Raw genomic sequence first — 18,988 nt, forward strand, 5'->3', positions numbered from 1 at the left:
AAGTTGTTCCCGGTACGCTCAACTTTTTGAAAGTGATCTGGAACACAGTCCCAAAAATACCCATTACCTGGCCTTTTGTCGAAGCCCGGCGGAGGAGACGCGCCAAAATCCCCGCACCAACCCTCCCACGGCATCCCGGAATCCGGCCCGCATCGGCCATCCGCGCGCCGACATCCGGGACCGCCACGCGGTGTTTCCACACCTCCCGGATGCCACGGCCGGCCACGTCGGGCCCCGTTGAGCCGCCCCGCCGCGGCCACAGCGCGGGCGGGTGGACGATTCCCACACTCCACCGACCGCGTATCCCGGTTTCACGGAAGCCCTTCCCCCCGAACCGGGTGGCCACCTAGGATGGGGACACAGTCTCCGGCGGGGGAACGCACGGGATGCACGACCTCCCTCCCCGAGTCGGACCCGGCCCGGTACCCGAGCAGAAAGGCGGTGCGCGGCAGTGGTTTCACACACCCCGTCCGTTCGGCCGCCCACGCACGGGGCCTCCACCACCGCTCAGGCGTGCGGCGGTCGCCGCCGCCCCGTCGGTGACCGCCCGCCGGTCTGACCCCGCCCCACCCGATCACCCACATCGGGCCCCGGTTTCCCCGGACGAACCTCTGACGGCGGTCCGCACCACCGCAGTTCCCCGACACAGCGGGGCCCGACTCCCCGAGTCACCCACCGGCCCGCCGCACCGACGGCCGTCGGAACGCCGGTGACCGTCCACGAAAGCGAGTACACCCACTCATGTCCCTCCCCCACGCGCCCACCAACACCGGCGATGTCGAGAAGGTCAGCTCCGCCGCGATCACCCGTGCCGAGACGTGGCTCAACGCCACCGGCTCGGACGAGTCGCGGAAGGAGGCGAAATCCACCGAACAGCTCGCCGCGCTGGTGCACGACACCGACGGAATCGACTTCACGATGGGCTTCGTCGACCGGGTCGCCCGCCCCGAGGACAACCACGTCTCCGCCCGCGAGCTGGCCAATCTCGCCAGCCCGCTCAAGGGGCGCGGCACGGTCCCCGACTTCGTCGGGCCGGTCGACCGTGGCCTGGTCACCGCCGGGTCGATCGTCGCGCCCTGGCTTCCGGACATCGTCATGCCGATCGCCCGCAAGCGACTGCGTCAGATGGTGGGCCATCTGGTTCTCGACGCCGAGGGTTCGGCCCTGAACAAGCTGCTCGACCGGTCCCGCGAGCAGGGATTCCGCCTGAACCTCAACCTCCTGGGTGAGGCCGTCCTCGGCGACCGGGAGGCGGAGTCCCGCCTCAACCGGACCCTTGATCTGCTGGACAATCCACGCGTCGACTACGTCTCCATCAAGGCATCCTCGGTGTGCGCGCAGCTCAACCCGTGGGACATCGAGGGCAACACCGCGCGACTGAAGGAGACCCTGCGGCCGCTGTACCGCAGGGCACTGTCCCGGGACCCGCACCCCTTCATCAACCTGGACATGGAGGAGTACAGGGACCTGCGCCTGACGATCCGCCTGTTCACCGAGCTACTGTCCGAGGAGGAGTTCCTGCCGCTGGAGGCGGGCATCGTCCTGCAGGCCTACCTGCCCGACACTCTCGGCGCGCTGCAGGAACTGGCGGAGTTCGCCACCCGGCGCCGCGCCGTGGGCGGGGCGAAGATAAAGATCCGCCTGGTCAAGGGTGCGAATCTGTCGATGGAGCGCGTCGAGGCCGAGATCCACGACTGGAAGCAGACACCGTACCTGACCAAGGCCGAGGTCGACGCCAACTACATCCGGCTCCTCGACTGGATCCTCCAGCCCGAACACGCCGACAACGTCCGCATCGGTGTGGCGTCGCACAACCTCTACACCGTCGCCCTCGCCCACGAACTCGCCGTGGAACGCGGCGTGGAGCACCAGCTCGACGTGGAGATGCTCCAGGGCATGGCCCCGTCCCAGGCCCGCGCTGTACGGGACGTGGTCGGGGACCTGATCCTCTACACACCTGTCGTACACGACGAGGACTTCGACGTCGCGGTGAGTTACCTGGTCCGCCGCCTCGAGGAGAACGGAGCGAAGCAGAACTTCCTCTACGCGCTGTTCGCCCCGGAGATCACCGGCGACGACGGACTCACGCCGATGCAGAGCCAGCGCCAGCGGTTCCGGTCGTCGGTCGCGGAGCGCTGGTCCACCGCGGCCGGCCCGCGCCGGACCCAGGACCGCACCGCCGAAGCCGCGGAGAACGTTGGCACGTCCTCGGGCTCCGTGCCCGGCCACTTCATCGGCGAACCGGACACCGACCCCTCCCTGCCCGCGAACCGCGAGTGGGCCATCGAGGCGCTGGACCGGGACCCGGGCGAAGTGGAGTCCGATGTCGTGACATCGGTGGACGACATCGATGCCGCCGTGGCCCGGGCCGCGGACGCGGGCCGCGAATGGGGCTCGAGAACCGGTGCCGAGCGCGCGGAGCTGCTGGACCGGGCAGCCGGGGCGCTCGCGAACGCCCGCGGCGAGCTGATCACCGTGATGACGCACGAGGCCGGCAAGACCGTCGCCGAGGCGGACCCGGAGATCTCCGAGGCCATCGACTTCGCCCGCTACTACGCGGAGTCCGCACGCGCCCTGGACCGCGTGCGCGGGGTCCGTTTCGAGCCGTACCGCGTCGTGGTGGTCACTCCCCCGTGGAACTTCCCCGTCGCCATCCCGATGGGGGGTGTGTTCGCGGCACTCGCCGCGGGCGCCGCCGTCATCATCAAACCCGCACCCCAGGTGGTGCGCTGCGCGGAGATCGCCGTCGCCGCGCTGCGTGCGGCGGGGATCGGTGAGGATCTGCTCCAGCTGGTCAACGCCGACGAGGACGAGGCAGGCAAGCGTCTGGTGAGCCACCCGGACGTGGACTCCGTCATCCTCACCGGCGCATCGGAGACCGCGAAACTGTTCCGCAGCTGGAAGCCGCGCATGGTCATCAACGCGGAGACCAGCGGCAAGAACGCCATCATCGTCACCCCGTCAGCGGACCCCGATCTCGCGGTCGCGGACGTCTACCGGAGCGCGTTCGGACACGCCGGGCAGAAGTGCTCGGCGGCGTCGCTGGTGATCCTGGTGGGCTCGGTGGGCAGGTCGAAGCGTTTCCTCAACCAGCTGGTCGACGCCGTCGAGTCTCTCCACGTCGGCTACGGCACCGACATCTCGACGACGATGAACGGCCTCATCGAACCTCCCGGCGAGAAACTCGAACGCGGCCTGACGCAGCTCGACGAGGGTGAGCGGTGGCTGGTCAAGCCGCGGCCGCTGGACGACAGCGGCCGACTGTGGTCACCGGGCCTGCGCGACGGTGTCGAACCGGGGTCCTGGTTCCACACCCACGAGTGCTTCGGACCGGTCCTCGGCATCATGCGGGCGGAGTCCCTCGAGGAGGCCGTCGAGTGGCAGAACTCCACCGGTTTCGCACTGACCGGCGGGCTGCACTCGCTGGACACCGACGAGATCGCCTACTGGCGCGAGCACGTCGAGGTGGGCAACGCCTACATCAACCGCGGCATCACCGGAGCCATCGTCGAGCGGCAGTCGTTCGGCGGCTGGAAGAATTCCTCCCTCGGCTCCGGGGCGAAGGCGGGCGGTCCGAACTACATCGGGCAGCAGGGCACCTGGTCCGAGGGGGACCTCAACGAGCTGCACTCCGGGTCGGTCAGCACGCCGATCGCCCAGACGCTGCGCGAGTTCAAGGCGCAGCTCGGCCCGACGCTCACCCCGGCGGACAACCACTGGCTGCGTCGCTCCGCGGAGGCGGACGCCTACGCGTGGCAGACGGAGTTCGGCGTGGAACACGACCGCACCGCGCTCCTCGCCGAATCGAACGTCTTCCGTTACCGGCCGCTCCTGCAGCCGCTGCGGGTGCGCGTCGGATCCGGGGCCGCGGTACGGGACCTGCTCCGGATGAAGCTCGCGAGTCAGATCACCGGGACGGACATCGACGTGTCCGCGGCGGCCGCGACCGCCGCGGAGCTCGGTGCCCTCGGCGCCGGGATCCGGGCCCTGTCCGACGAGGACTTCGCCGCGGAGATCGCGACCACTGCCTCCGCCCGGATCCGTGCCCTGGGCGAGGTGCCCGACGAGCTCTACCGGGCGGCCGCCGAATCGGGCTCCGTGATCCTCGATCAGCCCGTGCTGGCCGACGGCCGTCGGGAGCTGCTGCCGTTCCTCCTCGAGCAGGCGATCTCCACCACCGAGCACCGCTTCGGGTACATCAGGGGCCTGTCCAACTGACCGGAACCCGACCGGAGGGGAGCCCCACCCGTCGACCGGACGGCTCCCCTCCCTCAGTTCGAGGTCACCGGACTACCAGAGGGCCGGTCTCTGTGGCATAGTTTCCAACCACTATGAGCGAACATCACAACCCCCGGGTCCCGGGGAACTCCGACGATTCCATCTCTGAGCTGGAGTCCACCACGTCGAGCAGGTCCTCCGCTTCGACGTCATCCGAAGACACCATCTTCAACGCCATCAACCGCGACACCGACCACACGGCGTCGGTCGTCGGCGAACGGTCCGCGGACCCGGTTTCCGCGGAGGATCCCGATCGGCTCGATCGGGCCGTCATCATCGGCCGGGACGGCCGCTGGGTCGCCGGCTGGGCCCTGCGGTTCATCATCGTGGCCGTCGCCAGCTGCATCGCGTGGCTCGGACTCGGAATCATCTGGACCGGTGTCCTGCCGATCCTGCTCGCGATCCTGCTGTGCACGGTGCTGTGGCCGCCGGTGCGCTGGCTGAAGGAACACGGCGTTCCGGGCAGCCTCTCATCCCTGCTGGTTCTCGTCGGTGCCCTCTGCGCCATCGGTGGGGTCTTCGCGGCGATGGCTCCGCGGGTCGCCGAACAGTCGAAACTGCTGTTCAAGCAGAGTGTCACCGGTCTGGAGAAGCTCCAGGTCCGACTCGGTGAGCCCCCGTTCAACATCAACACCGACCAGATCGACGGTGTCCTAGACGAGATCTCCGCGAAGCTCCAGGACGGCGCCTCGGGCCTGCTCTCGGGCGGGGTGGCGAACAAACTGGCGTCCGGTGTCTTCGCGGGTGTGTCCACCGCGACCTCCGTCGTCGTCACCATGGCACTGATGCTGGTGCTGACGTTCTTCTTCCTGAAGGACGGATACACCTTCCTGCCGTGGGTGCGCCGCAACGTCGGCAGGTCCGCCGGATGGCATCTCACCGAGGTGCTCACCCGCACCTGGAACACGCTGTCCGGGTTCATCCGCGCCCAGGCCCTCGTATCCCTCATCGACGCGATCTTCATCGGCGTCGGCCTCGTGGTCCTCGGTGTCCCGCTGGCGCTCGTGCTCGCCGTGATCACCTTCTTCGGTGGGTTCATCCCGATCGTCGGTGCCATCTCCGCCGGTGCGATCGCCGTGCTGGTCGCACTGGTCTCCAACGGCCTGACCACCGCCATCTTCGTCCTGATCCTGATCGTCGCGGTCCAGCAGATCGAGGGCAACATCCTCTCCCCCCTGCTGCAGAGCAAGGCCATGAACCTGCACCCCGTGATCGTGCTGCTGTCCATCACGGTCGGTGGCGGACTGTTCGGCATCGTCGGCGCGTTCCTCGCGGTTCCCGCCGCGGCGACCATCGCCGTGTGGCTGCGTTACCACGCGGAGATCGTGAGCCTGCGTTCCGGCGAGCGGACGATCGACGAGATCGAGACAGAGACCGCGGCCGGATCGAAGGCGCTGATCAACATGGGCCCGGCCATCCGGTCGATGCGCCGACGCCTCAGCCGTAAGGGCGGCACCGCGGGCGAGTAGGCTCCGCACCACAGAGGAGAGTGCCCCGCACCGGTCACCGGTGCGGGGCACTTTTCCGTGCATCAGGTCAGGGACGGGTGACCGGGACCGGGACCGCCTGCACGAGGGCGCCCGCATCGGCGAGGGTGTGCAGGGCATCGTTCAGCTGGCGGGAGCCCTCCGCCACGGCGTCGGCCCACGTGCCGACGGATTCCTCGTTCGCGCCGTCGCTGATCTGCTTGAGCAGGGTCACTGGGATGCCGTAGCGGTGACCGATCCGGGCGAAACAGTAACCCTCCATCTCCACGAGCTCCGCGCGCTCAGCGAGCCGGGTCCGGATGACGGTGTCGGCGATGAAACTGTCGCCCGTCGCGAGTCGGGCGGTGGGCAGCAGCCCGGACGTGTGCAGGGTCAGCGCATTGATCTCCGGCCTGCCGTCGATCTCCTCCAGCAGTTCGGAGGAGAAGTCGTGCTTGTACACCTCGCGCACCTCGTACACACCGTTCGGGCCGTCGATGAGCCCCCCGCAGGTCCCGAGGTTGATGATCGCGCTGGGCACCCGCCCGTCGAGACGCGCCTCGGTCAGTACCTCGGTCAGGCCGATCGCCGCGCGCAGGACGCCCACGCCCGTGACGAGCACGGGCAGGTCGGTGTCGATGGCCTGCGTCTCGCTGTCGGTGGCGAAGACGAGGAGGGGCCGGCCGTTGGTGATTGATCCGCGAAGTTCCATGCCCCACACTCTAAGGCACGGAAAGGACCCGGTGCGGTGCGGTTAGAATCGACCGGTGTGCCGCGGACCTGCGGTACGGGAAGGACAGACATGTACCCCGTCAAGAGGATCGCCGTCGTCGGTGCCGGACCGGTCGGCATCCAGACCGCCGAACTGCTCGTCGGGTGCGGCTGCAACATCTACGTCGACCTTTTCGAACGCGTCCCGGCCCCCTTCGGCCTGATCCGCTACGGGCTGTCCGAACACGCCCCGGGGGACACCCTCACCGAGAAGCCCACCGCCCCGGCGACACCGCACCTGAAGCTCTTCGGCAACGTGTCCGTCGGCGCTGACATCACGGTCGCCGAGCTCCGCCGCCACTACGGTGCCGTCGTGGTCTCCCCCGACGTGGCCTCCGGCGGGGGCTTCTCCGCCACGCGGGAGGCGGGACGCCTGACCCCCGGTGTCTACACCACGGGCATGGAGGACCCGCTGACCGCGGCGCGGGTCGTCACCACCCGGATCGCGACCGATGCCTGGGTCGGGACGCTGGGCACGCCGCTGCTCGCGGACGCGGGCCGGATCCGCGAGCTGCTCGACGCACGCGACGTGGCCTACACCTCGTGGGAGGGCTGGTGGCTGCCGGAGACGACGATCGCGGGCCCACCCACCGCAGCTGCACTCGCGTCCGCGGCGACGCTGGCCGGCTCCATCGACTGGGACGGCATCGCCCGACTCGCCCGAGGCGTGCCGATCTGCGAGTGACCGGTCCCCCTCCGGGACCGCGGAATCCCGCCCGTTCCCGGGACTGCGACGTGATCACCGCTCTCCGGGTCTTCGCGTGTCGGTCTATTGCAACTGCGCCGACCCCGGGATGCCCGAGGTGGTGGCCCCGCATCACGGGTCCAGCCACCGGGGAGTCCATCCCGGCCGCTGCACCCCGTCACCCACTGCAGGATGTGTGCGACACGTCGATCCGGTGCACCTGTCTTACGCTCCACCGCACGTGTGCCCGCGTCCCATAGTCCGACCGCACCTCTCACCGTGACCGTGTCCCGCCACCGTAACCGTGTAAAGATTTCCTTGACACCTCCGGGATGTAAAGATAACCTTTACACATGTCGGAACCACTGAACACCACCACACTGGCCACGCTGCTCACCCAGGTCGTGTCCCTGCTCGCCACGGAACTCCGGGAGATCGACACCCCCGGCACCGAAAGAATCCCGAGAAACACCCCACCCCGGGACGTCACCCACTCCCTGGCCACGGCACACACCATGCAGCTGCTGTCCACCGAGGCACTGGGGACACTGGTCCACGCGGCCCGGGAACGGGGCACCACGTGGCAGAGCATCGGAAACGCCCTCGGCATCAGCCGGCAGGCGGCGTTCCAGAGGTTCGGCAACCCCATCGACCCACGGACAGGAAACCCCATGAACAAACCCACCCCGACCCAACAGCAGGAGGCGGTCACCCGCGCCGTGACCTTCCTCGACGTCCTCACGGCCCACGACTGGGAGGGCGCGGCGCACCTGCTCGGCCCGAAACTCGGCGACGAACTCGACGCGAAATCCCTGGCGGATGCCTGGGCCCAGGTCGTGGCACTCGGCGGCGAACTCGAGGCCCGCCACCCGGCGCAGACGGTGAGCCTCGCCGACGAGGTCCTCGTCGTCGAACAGCTCCTCGACTTCGAGGCGGCTGATCTCGTGGGACGGATCAGTTACAACCGGGAGGGCGAGATGGTCGGACTGTGGTTCCTCCCCGCCGACCAGGCGCTCAGCAAGGATCAGTCCCGCTGATGTAACCGCTGTTCGTCACCGCAGACTGTGTATGGAGGAGGTCAGCCGCCGCCCCGTTGAATCCGGGCGACGGGTGACCTCCTCCACTTCACCGCGTCCGCGACCCCGGGACACCGGCATGGCCTCAGCTGGCCGTCCCGGCCCCCACGCATCCCCGTTCCACGGGGCCGGGGACCTCCGGGGCGGCCTCATCCATGACCCGGACCCTGGTCTGTTTCCGCATCCGACGTACGCCGCAACAGGTCAGGCCCACGCCGAGGGCCAGCAGCACCCCTTCGACGGTGGGGAGCACCCACGTCGCGGTGTCGAGGGCACCGATCACCCGGGGTGCGTTGACGAGCATGAGCGCCGTGCCGACCGCCCCGCCGAGCAGACCGGGCTGCATGCGGCTGACGAGCCACGCCGCGAACGGCGCTGCGATCACACCGCCGACGAGCAGTGCGGCGACGGCGGGCAGGTGGGCGAGCAGCTCCTCCCGCATGCCGATCGCGAACCCGGTGGTCGCGGCGGCGGTCACCAGGAACTCGGAGGTGTTCACGGTTCCGACGACCCGGCGCGGTTCGGCGTGCCGGAGGCTCATCAGGGTCGAGGCGGTGACAGGTCCCCAGCCGCCCCCGCCGGAGGCGTCGATGAATCCGCCGGTCAGGCCCAGGAGTCCGAGGACCCGTCCCCGGCGGCGGGTGTCCGTGGCGACCGCGTGGTGCGGGGCGCCGCGGGAGAAGCGCAGCAGGAGGTGCAGCCCGATGGCGGTGAGGATTCCCGCCGTGACGGGGGCTGCGGCAGCGGTGGAGAGGTTCGACAGGACGTAGGCCCCGAGAAACGCGCCGACCGCGCCCGGGACGCCGAGGCGCAGTGCGAGCCGCCAGTCGACGTTGCCGAAGCGCCAGTGGCTGATTCCGGAGGCCAGGGTCGTCCCGAGTTCCGCGGTGTGCACCACGGCGGACGCCTGCGCGGGGCCGAGGCCGGCGGCGAGGATGAGCATGGTCGTCGACGTCGCGCCGAAGCCCATGCCGAGTGCACCGTCGACGAGCTGCGCGATGGCACCGGCCAGGGCGATGAGGATCAGGGTACGCATGCCGGTGTCCGGTCGCTGTTCAGGGCGTCGGAGTATCGGGTGGCGACGATTCCGGCGAGGTCGGGGCTGAGCGGGGCACTGACCGAGATGTCCGGGCCCCCGGGGCGGGTGGCGGGCAGGCGGTCGGTCAGCCGGTCGAGCAGCAGACCGCGTGTGACGAACAACGGGAGGACGTGCAGCGAACCGGCGGCGCGGGCGCGGTCGAGGACCGCGTCCGGCCCGCCCCCCGGACCGGTGGCCGCGATGACGTCGATGCGGCGATTGGTCCGCTCGGCGAGCTCCGCCCCGAGTCGCGTCAGGTCAGCGGTGGCCCGCGCACTGGATGTTCCCACCGGGTGGAGGACGGTGTCGCGGTGGTCCGGGCGGTCCACCGTGAGACGCTCCGCGAGAACGTCGACGAGATCCGGGCCGGTACCGAGCCCGTCCGCGAGGGTGATCCGTAGCCCGGAAACTGCCGTGGCCGCGCGCACCGCCTCGGGGACGTCGGTCGTCGCGTGGAACGCGCGGGTGAACAGCAGCGGCACGACGACGGCCTCCCGGACGCCCTCGACGGCGAGCCGGAGGGCGACGTCCGGCAGGGTGGGCGTCGACAGGTCCAGGTGCGCCGGGTGCGCGGGCAGGTCCAGGAGGTCACCGGCGGCCGCGCTCAGTGCGGCGATACCGGCGTCGGCGTGGGGGTGCCGGGATCCGTGGGACAGGGTGATCAGTGCGGGACGCGGGTCAGTCACGGCCACCACCGCCGCCGGTGCCGTCGACCAGGCCGGCGGCGAGGGTGTCCCCGGAGGCGGGGTCGATGAGCAGGAGGGAACCGACGGCACCGCGGGCGGTGAAACCGTCGACGGGCAGGGCCTCGGCGACCTGGATCTCGGCGCGCACGATGTCGTTGAGGGCGAGTTCGTCCGGGGCGTCCCGCACCACGTCGTCCACCGGGGCGTCGATGTCGATGCCCGCGGTGATCCGGGTGACCCGGCCCCGGACCAGGGACGTGCCGTAGCGCAGCTTGAGCAGCTGGCCCGGGCGGACGGCTTTCTCGGCCAGGCCGACGAGTGTGGCGGTGAACTCGCGGACGTCGTCGGGCCGGTCGGCGCCGGCGATGAGGTCACCGCGGGTGAGGTCGATGTCGTCGGCCAGGCGCAGCACGACGGAGTCGCCGGGCAGCGCGAGCTCCGCCTCCCCGTCCGGGGTGTCGATGCCGGTGACCGTCGTGGTGCGCCCCGAGCCGAGATACACCGTGTCGCCGGGTCGGATCTGTCCGGCGGTCACCCGGCCCGCGTAGCCGCGGTAGTCGGTGGCGTGATCGCGGATGACGGTCTGTACGGGGAACCGGAACCCCAGCTCACCGACCTCGGGGCCGGCGGGCACTGTCTCCAGGATCTCGAGGACGGTGGGGCCGGTGTACCAGTCGGTGTTGGCGCCGCGCTCGACGACGTTGTCCCCCAGCAGCGCGGAGGTGGGAACCACGAAGGTGCCGGTCACACCGAGGCGGTCGGCGAGGGCCGTGAACTCGGCTTCGATGGCGCGGTACACGGACTCGTCGAATCCGACGAGATCGATCTTGTTCACCGCGAGGACCACAGTGTCCACGCCGAGCAGGGCCGCGGCGGTGAGGTGGCGGCGGGTCTGGGTGACGATGCCGTTGCGCGCGTCGACGAGCAGCACGACGACGCGGGAGGTGGACACACCCGTGACGGTGTTGCGGGTGTACTGCACGTGGCCCGGGGTGTCGGCGAGGATGAAGGTGCGCTTCGCGGTGGCGAAGTAACGGTAGGCGACGTCGATGGTGATGCCCTGCTCGCGTTCGGCGCGCAGTCCGTCGACCAGCAGGGAGAGATCGACGTGTTCCAGGCCCTTGGCCCGGGACGTCGCCTCGACGGCGGCGAGCTGATCGGCGAGCACCGATTTCGTGTCGTGCAGGAGACGACCGACGAAGGTCGATTTGCCGTCGTCGACACTGCCCGCGGTGCACAGCCGGAGGGTCTGGCGGTCGTGCAGCGCCTCGGTCGGGGCGGGGGCGGTGAGGGTGCTGGTCATCAGAAGTAGCCTTCCTTCTTGCGGTCCTCCATGGCGGATTCGCTCAGGCGGTCATCGGCGCGGGTGGCGCCACGTTCGGTGAGGGTGGAGGCGGCGATCTCGGCGATCACGGCGTCGACGGTGTCGGCGTCGGAGTCGACGGCGCCGGTGCAGGACATGTCGCCGACGGTGCGGAACCGCACGCGGCGGGTCTCCGGGGTCTCGCCCTTGCGGGGGCCGCCCCATTCACCGGCGGTCAGCCACATGCCGTCGCGGTTGAACACCTCGCGGTCGTGGGCGAAGTAGATCGGCGGGAGCTCGATGTTCCGGGCGCCGATGTACTCCCAGATGTCGGCCTCGGTGAAGTTGGAGATGGGGAACACTCGGATGTTCTCACCGGGCAGGTGGCCGCCGTTGTAGAGGTTCCACAGTTCGGGCCGCTGGCGGCGCGGGTCCCAGCCACCGAAGCTGTCGCGGACGGAGAAGATGCGCTCCTTGGCACGCGCCCGTTCCTCGTCACGGCGGGCACCGCCGAGCACGGCGTCGTAGCCCTGTTCGGCGATGGTCTCCACGAGGGGGACGGTCTGGAGGGGGTTGCGGGTGCCGTCGGGGCGTTCGCTGAGCTCACCCCGGTCGATCCAGTCCTGCACCTTCGCGACGCGCAGCCGAGCGCCGGTGCGTTCGACGAGGCGGTCGCGGAACTCGAGGACCTCGGGGAAGTTGTGGCCGGTGTCGACGTGCAGCAGTTCGAACGGAACGGGCGCGGGCGCGAAGGCGCGGCGGGCCAGTTCGTGGACGACGACGGAGTCCTTGCCCCCGGAGAACAGCAGCGCGACCTTGTCGAACTGTCCGGCGACCTCGCGGAGGATCTGGATGGCCTCGTTCTCCAGGTCCCTCAGGTGCGGTGACAGCGGCGAGTCGGTGCCCCGGTCGGTACGGGCGTCGGGCGTGGTGTCGGTGAGGGTTGTGGTCATGTGTGGAGTCCGCATTCTGTCTTGTTCTGTCCGGCCCAGCGGCCGGCCCGGGGGTCTTCGCCTTCGGCGACGGGCAGGGTGCAGGTGGCGCATCCGATGGACGGACAGCCACGGGTGGTCAGGGGATGCCGGATGAGGTCGTGCTCGACGATGTAGTGTTCGGTCTCCTCGAGTGACCAGGTCACCAGGGGCGAGATCTTGAGCCGGCCGGTTCTGTCGAGGGTGACGGCCGGGGTGTCGGCGCGCAGCGGGGAGTCGGCGCGGCGCAGTCCGGTGACCCATCCGACGTAGCCGCTCATCGCGGCGGCGAGTGGCTCGACCTTGCGCATTCGGCAGCAGGCCGTGGGGTTGCGGCGGTAGAGCGCGGGTCCGTAGGTGGCGTCCTGCTCGGCGCGGGTGAGGATCGGGGTCGCGGTGACCAGCGGGAGCTCGTACCGGCGGCGGACCCCGTCGGCGACGTCGAGGGTCTCGTCGAAGTGGTAACCGGTGTCGAGGAACAGCAGGTCAGCGTCGGGCAGATACCGGGAGGCCAGCTCGGCGAGGACCGTGTTCTCCATGGACATGGTGACGGCGACGGGGCCGTCAACGTGCTCGGCGACGGTCGCGAGGATCGTCTCCGCGTCAGCGTCGTACAGGGCGTCGGCGTGCGTGTCGACGAAGGCGGCGAGTTCGGCGCGGGTCCCGGGGTCGAGCGGTGCGGTGGTCGCCGCCCCGGCCGGTGAGACCTCTGGGTCGCGGTGGGCGCGGGGGCGGGCGAAGCGGCTGAGGTCGGTCACGGTACCCGCACCCCCGGTGTGTGTCCGTGGTGCTCGAGGGACGCCGCGAGCGCCTCCGCGGTGGAGGGCGCGGGCGCGGGCCGGTTGGCCGGGTCGTTGCGGCCGTGGAACATGACGGAGAACACCCGCCGACATTCCTGGCAGGCCCACGCGAAGTCGGTCTCCTCGTCGGGGAAGAGGTCGGTTCCGCCGCAGTACGCGCAGTACTGCGGGAAGCCGCGGTTGGGGTTGGGCGTGTCGACGCGGTAGCTCACTGCAGGTCCCCCTCGTCGGCGCGCAGGACCCATTCGCGGAACTGCTCGCCCTCGGTGCGCTGCTCGCGGTAGCGCTCGACGAGCCGGACGACGTAGTCGCCGAGTTCCGCGGAGGTGACCTTGTGTCCGCGCAGCTTGCGGCCGAAGTCGGGGTCGAACCCGAGGGCACCGCCGAGGTGCACCTGGAAGCCCTCGACCTTGTTGCCCTCGTCGTCGTTGACGAGCTGGCCCTTGAGTCCGATGTCGGCGACCTGGGAGCGGGCGCAGGAGTTGGGGCAGCCGTTGAGGCTGATCTTCAGCGGGACGTCCATGTCGACGAGCCGGTCCTCCAGTTCGTCGACGAGCTGGATCGCCCGGGCCTTGGTGGTCACGAGTGCGAGCTTGCAGAACTCGAGGCCGGTGCAGGAGATCACGCCGCGACGGAACTCGCTCGGCTCCGGATACAGGCCGGTGGCGTGGAGCGCCTCCTTGAGCGGTTCGACCTGCCGCTCCTCCACGTCGAGGAACAGCAGCTCCTTGTCCACCGTCGTGCGGATCCGGGTGACGCCGTGGGCCTCGGCGGCGTCGGCGATGGCGATGAGCTGGTCGCCGGAGGCGTGACCGACGGTGGGCTTGACGCCGACGTAGAAGCGACCGTCCTTCTGCGGGTGGACCCCCAGGTGGTCGCGGTTGCCGGGATTGACCGGGGCGGCGGAGCCGTCGAGGAGCGGGCGGCCGAGGTACTCGTCCTCGAGGACCTGGCGGAACTTCTCCACGCCCCACTTCGCCACGAGGAACTTCAGCCGCGCACGGTTGCGCAGGCGACGGTAGCCGTAGTCGCGGAACACCTTGACCACGGACGCCCAGACCTCGGGCACGTCGTCGAGGGGGACCCACACGCCGAGCCGCTGGGCGAGCATCGGGTTGGTCGACAGCCCGCCGCCGACGTAGACGTCGAAGCCGGGGCCGTGTTCGAGGTGGTTCACGCCGATGAAGGAGAGGTCCTGGATCTCGTGGGTGACGTCCTGGCGGGGCGAGCCGGAGATCGCGGACTTGAACTTCCGCGGCAGGTTGTGGAGTTCCTCGCGGTGCAGCCAGTCCGAGGTGATCGCCTCGATGGCGGGGGTCGCGTCGATGATCTCGTCGGCGGCGATTCCCGCGACCGGGGATCCGAGGATCACCCGCGGCACATCGCCGCAGCCGCAGAGGGTGGACAGGCCGACGGCGTCGAGTTTCTCCCAGATCGCGGGGACGTCCTCGATGCGGATCCAGTGGAGCTGGATGTTCTGTCGGTCGGTGAAGTCGCCGGTGCCGCGGGCGTAGTCGCGGGAGATCTCGCCGACGGTCCGCAGCTGGGTGGTGCTGACGACGCCGCCGTCGAAACGCACCCGCATCATGAAGAACCTGTCCTGCAGCTCGGCGTTGGTGGCGTTGCCGGTGTGCTCGCCGCCGAGGTCCTGGCGGCGCTGCGTGTACAGGCCGACCCACTTGAACCTGGGCGCGAGGTCCTCTTCGGCGATGGAGTCGAAGCCCTGCTTCGAGTAGATGTCGATGATCCGCTGCCTGCAGGACATCCCAGGGTCCTCGGCCTTGATCCGCTCGTCGTCGTTGAGGGGCTCGGTGCCGTCGATCTTCCACTGGCCGTCCGGCTTGCGCTGGCGGGCGGGCCGTTCCTTGACGGTTGTCGGTGCCATGGGGTGCTCCTTGGAAAGCCCGGTTCCGGTGGTGCCGAGGCCGGGGCCGCGATGGGGGTGCTGTTGGTGTGGCCAAGTCTGACACAGGAAACGCTTTTACGGCCATAAAAACGGCATTTTTTATGAACCGATCTGTCTATTTGAACGTTTTTGGTCGCTTTAAACAGTCCATATGGACAAACTATGCTCATGAATGAAATAGACCGTTCTGTACACACCCCGGTCTGTGCGCAATCCTCCACCGTCGGGCAGCGCCAGTCGTCGACAGGACCGGACACCCCCACTCCCCGAGCCCCCGTTCCGGACCGGACGGAACGACCCGACCCCGCACGCCGCCCGCCACAGGCGCACAGCCGATCATGCGGGGAGCGGGACGCCGGACCACGGCGCCACAGCCGGGCCCCGGCACGCCGACCGCTCCGCCCCACCCCGGGCCGAGAGACAACCGTGTTCCCCGGAACCACTTCGTCGACGGCACCGCACCGACACTGCAGCCGGCTCCCCGGGAAAGGTCCCGACCGCACACCCCCACCCCGAAGCCGGCCGCCGTCCGTTATTTTCAGGAACGCCGAACCATCCCCGGACGTCCCTTGAACAGACGGGTTCCCGTCTCCACCGGCGGATCGCGCCGACGTGGGACGCGGACTCTGTTGGGGAGATGACCAGGCCACCGCTTAGAGTGGGAACCACCAAGCCCGCACGCGGCCAGCCCGCCCGTGACGGGCGCTGATCACCCGTTCTCCCGCCCACGCCAAGGATCCCTCCCGCGATGACGCTCGCCGCAGCCCCAACCATGACCAGCACCACGGTGGTACTGGGATGCATCGGTTTCCTGCTGTCACTTCCCGCGTGGTTCTACTTCCTCCGGGGCGCGAGCCGACTCTTCCGGCTCGTCCGTGGGGGGCAACCCCTTCCGGGGCGCACCGACCGCCCCACGCGACGCGTCGGCACGCTGTTCAGGGAAGTCGTCCTCCACAGCGAACTGGCCCGGAAACCCGCGATCGCGGCGGCACACTGGCTGGTCATGGTCGGTTTCCTCATCGGCTTCGTCCTCTGGTTCGAGGCCTACATCCAGACCTTCCGGCCACGCGGCGGGTGGCCCATCGTCAGCGAATGGGGCATCTACCACCTCGCCGACGAATTGCTCGGCATCGGCACCGTCGCCGGTATCTGTTTCCTGATCGGCGCCCGGCTGCACACCGGCACCCGCGAACGCATGTCCCGGTTCTACGGATCCAATGCGCGCGCCGCGCACTTCGTCGAGGGCGTCGTCCTCATCGAGGGACTCGGAATGATCGCCGTGAAGTCGGCGAAGATCGCCACCTACGACGACATCCACCCGCACCTGTGGTCCGATTTCCTGACCATGCACATCGCGCAGCTCCTCCCCGCGAGCGCCGTGATGGTCAGCGTGTTCGCCCTGATCAAACTGCTGTCCGGGACAATCTGGCTCTTCGTCGTCGGGCGGCAACTGTCCTGGGGCGTGGCCTGGCACCGGGTCACCGCATTCTTCACCATCTTCCTCCAGCGCAACGCGGACGGCGCACCGGCGCTCGGCGCGCTTGCACCAATGGTCTCGCGCGGTGAGAAAGTCACCCTCGACAGCGTCGACGAGCTCGACCCCGACACCGACCCGATCGGCACGGGCACTCTCCGGGACGCGTCCTGGAAGATGCTTCTCGACGCGACGACCTGCACCGACTGCGGGCGCTGCCAGGAGCAGTGCCCCGCCTGGAACACCGCGAAGCCACTGTCCCCGAAGTTGCTGATGACCGACATCCGCGACGCGATGGTGACCAACTCCCCCTATCTCCTCGACCCGTCCCTGCTCGAGGCCGACACCTCCCACGACGGTGTGGACGTACTCAAGCTCGTCGGCGAGGGCCGGACCATCGAGCCGGACGTGCTGTGGAGCTGCACCAACTGCGGTGCCTGCGTCGAACAGTGCCCGGTGGACATCGAGCACATCGACCACATCGCCAACATGCGCCGGTTCGCGGTCCTCGCCGAATCGGAGTTCCCCTCCGAGCTGGCGGGCCTGTTCAAGAACCTCGAGGCCAAGGGCAACCCGTGGGGCCGGAACTCAGCCGACCGCGCCACCTGGATCGAGGCCGCACGCCGCGACGGTATCGAGATCCCGGTCTTCGGTGAGGACGTCACCGACTTCAGCGACACCGAGTACCTCTTCTGGGTCGGGTGTGCCGGTGCCTACGACGATGAGGCGGTCAAGACGACCCGTGCCGTCGTCGAACTCCTCCACACCGCGGGAGTGAAGTTCGCGGTGCTCTCCAAGGGCGAGACCTGCACCGGCGATCCCGCCCGGCGCGCCGGCAACGAGTTCCTGTTCCAGATGCTCGCTCAGGAGAACATCAGCACCCTCAACACCGTGTTCGAGGGTGTGCCGAAGGGCCAACGCACCATCATCACCACCTGCGCCCACTGTTTCAACACCCTGCGCAACGAGTACCCGGACTTCGACGGCCACTACGACGTCGTCCACCACACCCAGATCCTGAACAAGCTGGTCCGCGAGAAGCTCCTCACCCCGGTCCCCCGCCGACCCGAGGACCGCCGGCCGATCACGTACCACGACCCCTGTTTCCTTGGTCGCCACAACAAGGTCTTCGACCCGCCGCGCGAGCTGCTCGGCGCCACGGGGCATGATCTCAGGGAAATGGACCGCAACCGGAACGAGGCTTTCTGCTGCGGTGCGGGCGGAGCCCGCATGTTCATGGACGAGACCATCGGCACCCGGATCAACGAGAACCGCACCAGTGAGGCGCTCGCCACCGGCGCCGAGGAGATCGCCGTCGGCTGTCCCTTCTGCACCGTCATGCTCACCGGAGGGGTCAAGGCCCTCTCCGACAAGCCCTCCGCCGAGCAGCCGAAGGTCCGGGATGTCGCGCAGATGCTCCGCGATGCCGTCCTCGTCGAGGGACAGCTACCGGAACCCCGCGAGCGTGCCTTCCTCACACCGCCCCGTCGGGACACCCTGGATCTGGGTCTCACCTCCGTGAAGCCGCGGAAGAAGGGCACCTGCGGGAGCTCCTCCGGTGGTCAGGGCGACCGGGCTGTGCCCGTCGTGTCCACGAAACCGCCCCAGCCGACCACCACTCCCGATACTCCGAAGGAGCCCGGAACTCCCCCTGCCCCTGCCGGATCCGAGGCCACGAAAACCGCCGTCCCCAAGGCACCCGCAGCACCACGGGCAGCCGGCGGAGCCACACCGCAGGCACCGAAACCCGCCGTACCACCGGCACCGGGCGCCAGAGTGCCCGGTGCACCAGCCGGACCCGGGACCACGAAACCGACGGCTCCAAAAGCACCCATGGCACCCGGCACCACCGTTCCACCGGCACCAGGCTCAACCCGGTCCGGAGCACCAAAAGCTCCCGCAGCTCCCGCAGCACCCGCGGCCCCGAAACCCGCCGTACCACCGGCACCGGGCGCCAGAGTGCCCGGTGCACCAGGCACTCCCCCTGCCGGCTCCGGAACCGCAAATACCTCTGCCCCCAAGGTCCCCGCAGCGCCACGGGCAACCGGCGGATCCACGACGCCTGCCACACCCAAGGCACCCGGCTCTGCCACGCCGCAGGCACCCGCCGCTCCGAAACCTGCCGCACCACCGGCACCGGGCACCAGGGTGCCCGGTGTGCCCAAGGCTCCGACGGCCCCGGGAACTCCAGGCGCCCCGAAGGTACCGGGGGTTCCCACGGCGCCCGGCGGGGCACCACTGAAGCCGAGCGTGCCCAAGGCTCTCGGCGGCGGCACCCCGAAACCGCCGGGCGGAGTTCCCGGTGTGCCGGGAACGGAAGAACGGGTGCAGCCCACGGCCACCGAGGCACCGGGGCGGGAATCCGACGCCTGACCACCACGAGGCTTCTTCCCCCGCTGCGGGTTCCCCCGCGGCGGCGCCCGGCAGCGAGACGATTCACGCGCTGTTAACGTCGGGGGTGTATCTCAGACACTGACTGACCGCACTCCCGCGG

At 69.5% G+C, this 18,988-nt stretch carries 13 protein-coding genes and 1 pseudogene; 6 read left to right on the top strand and 8 right to left on the bottom strand.

Going from position 1 to position 18,988, the window contains the following annotated elements; all coding sequences use genetic code 11:
• The first annotated feature begins 741 nt into the window (after positions 1-741).
• Both JIM95_RS10585 and JIM95_RS10590 read left to right on the top strand, forming a co-directional pair.
• Positions 742-4,218 (top strand): proline dehydrogenase family protein, encoded by a 3,477-nt coding sequence (locus tag JIM95_RS10585; protein WP_200256377.1) that lies wholly within the window; start codon positions 742-744, stop codon positions 4,216-4,218.
• Positions 4,219-4,331: 113 nt separating this feature from the next.
• The gene (locus JIM95_RS10590; protein WP_200256375.1) at positions 4,332-5,747 is read left to right on the top strand and encodes an AI-2E family transporter; all 1,416 of its coding nucleotides are present in this window, start codon (positions 4,332-4,334) and stop codon (positions 5,745-5,747) included.
• 67 nt (positions 5,748-5,814) lie between these two features.
• Here JIM95_RS10590 and JIM95_RS10595 read toward each other — a convergent pair whose 3' ends face one another.
• Positions 5,815-6,456 carry a nucleosidase gene (locus tag JIM95_RS10595; RefSeq protein ID WP_200256373.1) on the bottom strand — a complete coding sequence of 214 codons (642 nt, stop codon included), beginning with the start codon at positions 6,454-6,456 and terminating at the stop codon, positions 5,815-5,817.
• Positions 6,457-6,546: 90 nt separating this feature from the next.
• On the opposite strand from JIM95_RS10595, the gene JIM95_RS10600 reads away from it, so the two are divergent.
• The 3 genes and pseudogenes from JIM95_RS10600 to JIM95_RS10610 all read left to right on the top strand — a co-directional run bounded on the left by JIM95_RS10600 (position 6,547) and on the right by JIM95_RS10610 (position 8,237).
• On the top strand, positions 6,547-7,200 hold the full coding sequence (locus JIM95_RS10600) for a hypothetical protein (RefSeq protein WP_200256371.1): 654 nt from the start codon (positions 6,547-6,549) through the stop codon (positions 7,198-7,200).
• 548 nt (positions 7,201-7,748) lie between these two features.
• A pseudogene (locus JIM95_RS10605) lies at positions 7,749-7,841 on the top strand (DUF3887 domain-containing protein); the annotation flags it as partial.
• 30 nt (positions 7,842-7,871) lie between these two features.
• Positions 7,872-8,237, top strand: a complete 366-nt coding sequence (locus JIM95_RS10610; RefSeq protein WP_234034418.1) for a DUF3887 domain-containing protein — start codon at positions 7,872-7,874, stop codon at positions 8,235-8,237.
• 124 nt (positions 8,238-8,361) lie between these two features.
• Here the strand turns inward: JIM95_RS10610 and JIM95_RS10615 are convergent, their stop codons facing one another.
• The 7 genes from JIM95_RS10615 to JIM95_RS10645 are packed head-to-tail and all read right to left on the bottom strand — an operon-like array spanning position 8,362 to position 14,999.
• Positions 8,362-9,312: a sulfite exporter TauE/SafE family protein gene (locus tag JIM95_RS10615; RefSeq protein ID WP_200256366.1), complete on the bottom strand. Its 951-nt coding sequence runs from the start codon at positions 9,310-9,312 to the stop codon at positions 8,362-8,364.
• Complete coding sequence (locus JIM95_RS10620) at positions 9,300-10,040, bottom strand: sirohydrochlorin chelatase (RefSeq protein WP_200256364.1); 741 nt, start codon at positions 10,038-10,040, stop codon at positions 9,300-9,302. Before JIM95_RS10620 ends, JIM95_RS10615 begins: the two co-directional genes overlap by 13 nt.
• The gene (locus tag JIM95_RS10625) at positions 10,033-11,343 is read right to left on the bottom strand and encodes a sulfate adenylyltransferase subunit 1 (RefSeq protein WP_200256362.1); all 1,311 of its coding nucleotides are present in this window, start codon (positions 11,341-11,343) and stop codon (positions 10,033-10,035) included. The genes JIM95_RS10620 and JIM95_RS10625 overlap by 8 nt, the downstream gene beginning before the upstream one ends.
• Positions 11,343-12,296: a sulfate adenylyltransferase subunit CysD gene (gene cysD, locus JIM95_RS10630; RefSeq protein WP_232958464.1), complete on the bottom strand. Its 954-nt coding sequence runs from the start codon at positions 12,294-12,296 to the stop codon at positions 11,343-11,345. The genes JIM95_RS10625 and cysD overlap by 1 nt, the downstream gene beginning before the upstream one ends.
• Positions 12,293-13,072, bottom strand: coding sequence for a phosphoadenylyl-sulfate reductase (locus JIM95_RS10635; protein WP_248702964.1), 780 nt, complete (start codon positions 13,070-13,072; stop codon positions 12,293-12,295). The genes cysD and JIM95_RS10635 overlap by 4 nt, the downstream gene beginning before the upstream one ends.
• Entirely contained in the window at positions 13,069-13,326 is a 258-nt protein-coding gene (locus tag JIM95_RS10640) for a hypothetical protein (RefSeq protein ID WP_248113870.1), read from the bottom strand. The genes JIM95_RS10635 and JIM95_RS10640 overlap by 4 nt, the downstream gene beginning before the upstream one ends.
• Entirely contained in the window at positions 13,323-14,999 is a 1,677-nt protein-coding gene (locus JIM95_RS10645) for a nitrite/sulfite reductase (protein WP_200256355.1), read from the bottom strand. The genes JIM95_RS10640 and JIM95_RS10645 overlap by 4 nt, the downstream gene beginning before the upstream one ends.
• A gap of 769 nt (positions 15,000-15,768) precedes the next feature.
• Between JIM95_RS10645 and JIM95_RS10650 the strand changes: the two genes are divergently transcribed.
• The gene (locus JIM95_RS10650; protein ID WP_200256353.1) at positions 15,769-18,867 is read left to right on the top strand and encodes a heterodisulfide reductase-related iron-sulfur binding cluster; all 3,099 of its coding nucleotides are present in this window, start codon (positions 15,769-15,771) and stop codon (positions 18,865-18,867) included.
• The last annotated feature ends 121 nt before the right edge of the window (positions 18,868-18,988 follow it).

Origin of the sequence: Corynebacterium antarcticum (assembly GCF_016595285.2) — a bacterium.
Lineage (GTDB): Bacteria > Actinomycetota > Actinomycetes > Mycobacteriales > Mycobacteriaceae > Corynebacterium > Corynebacterium antarcticum.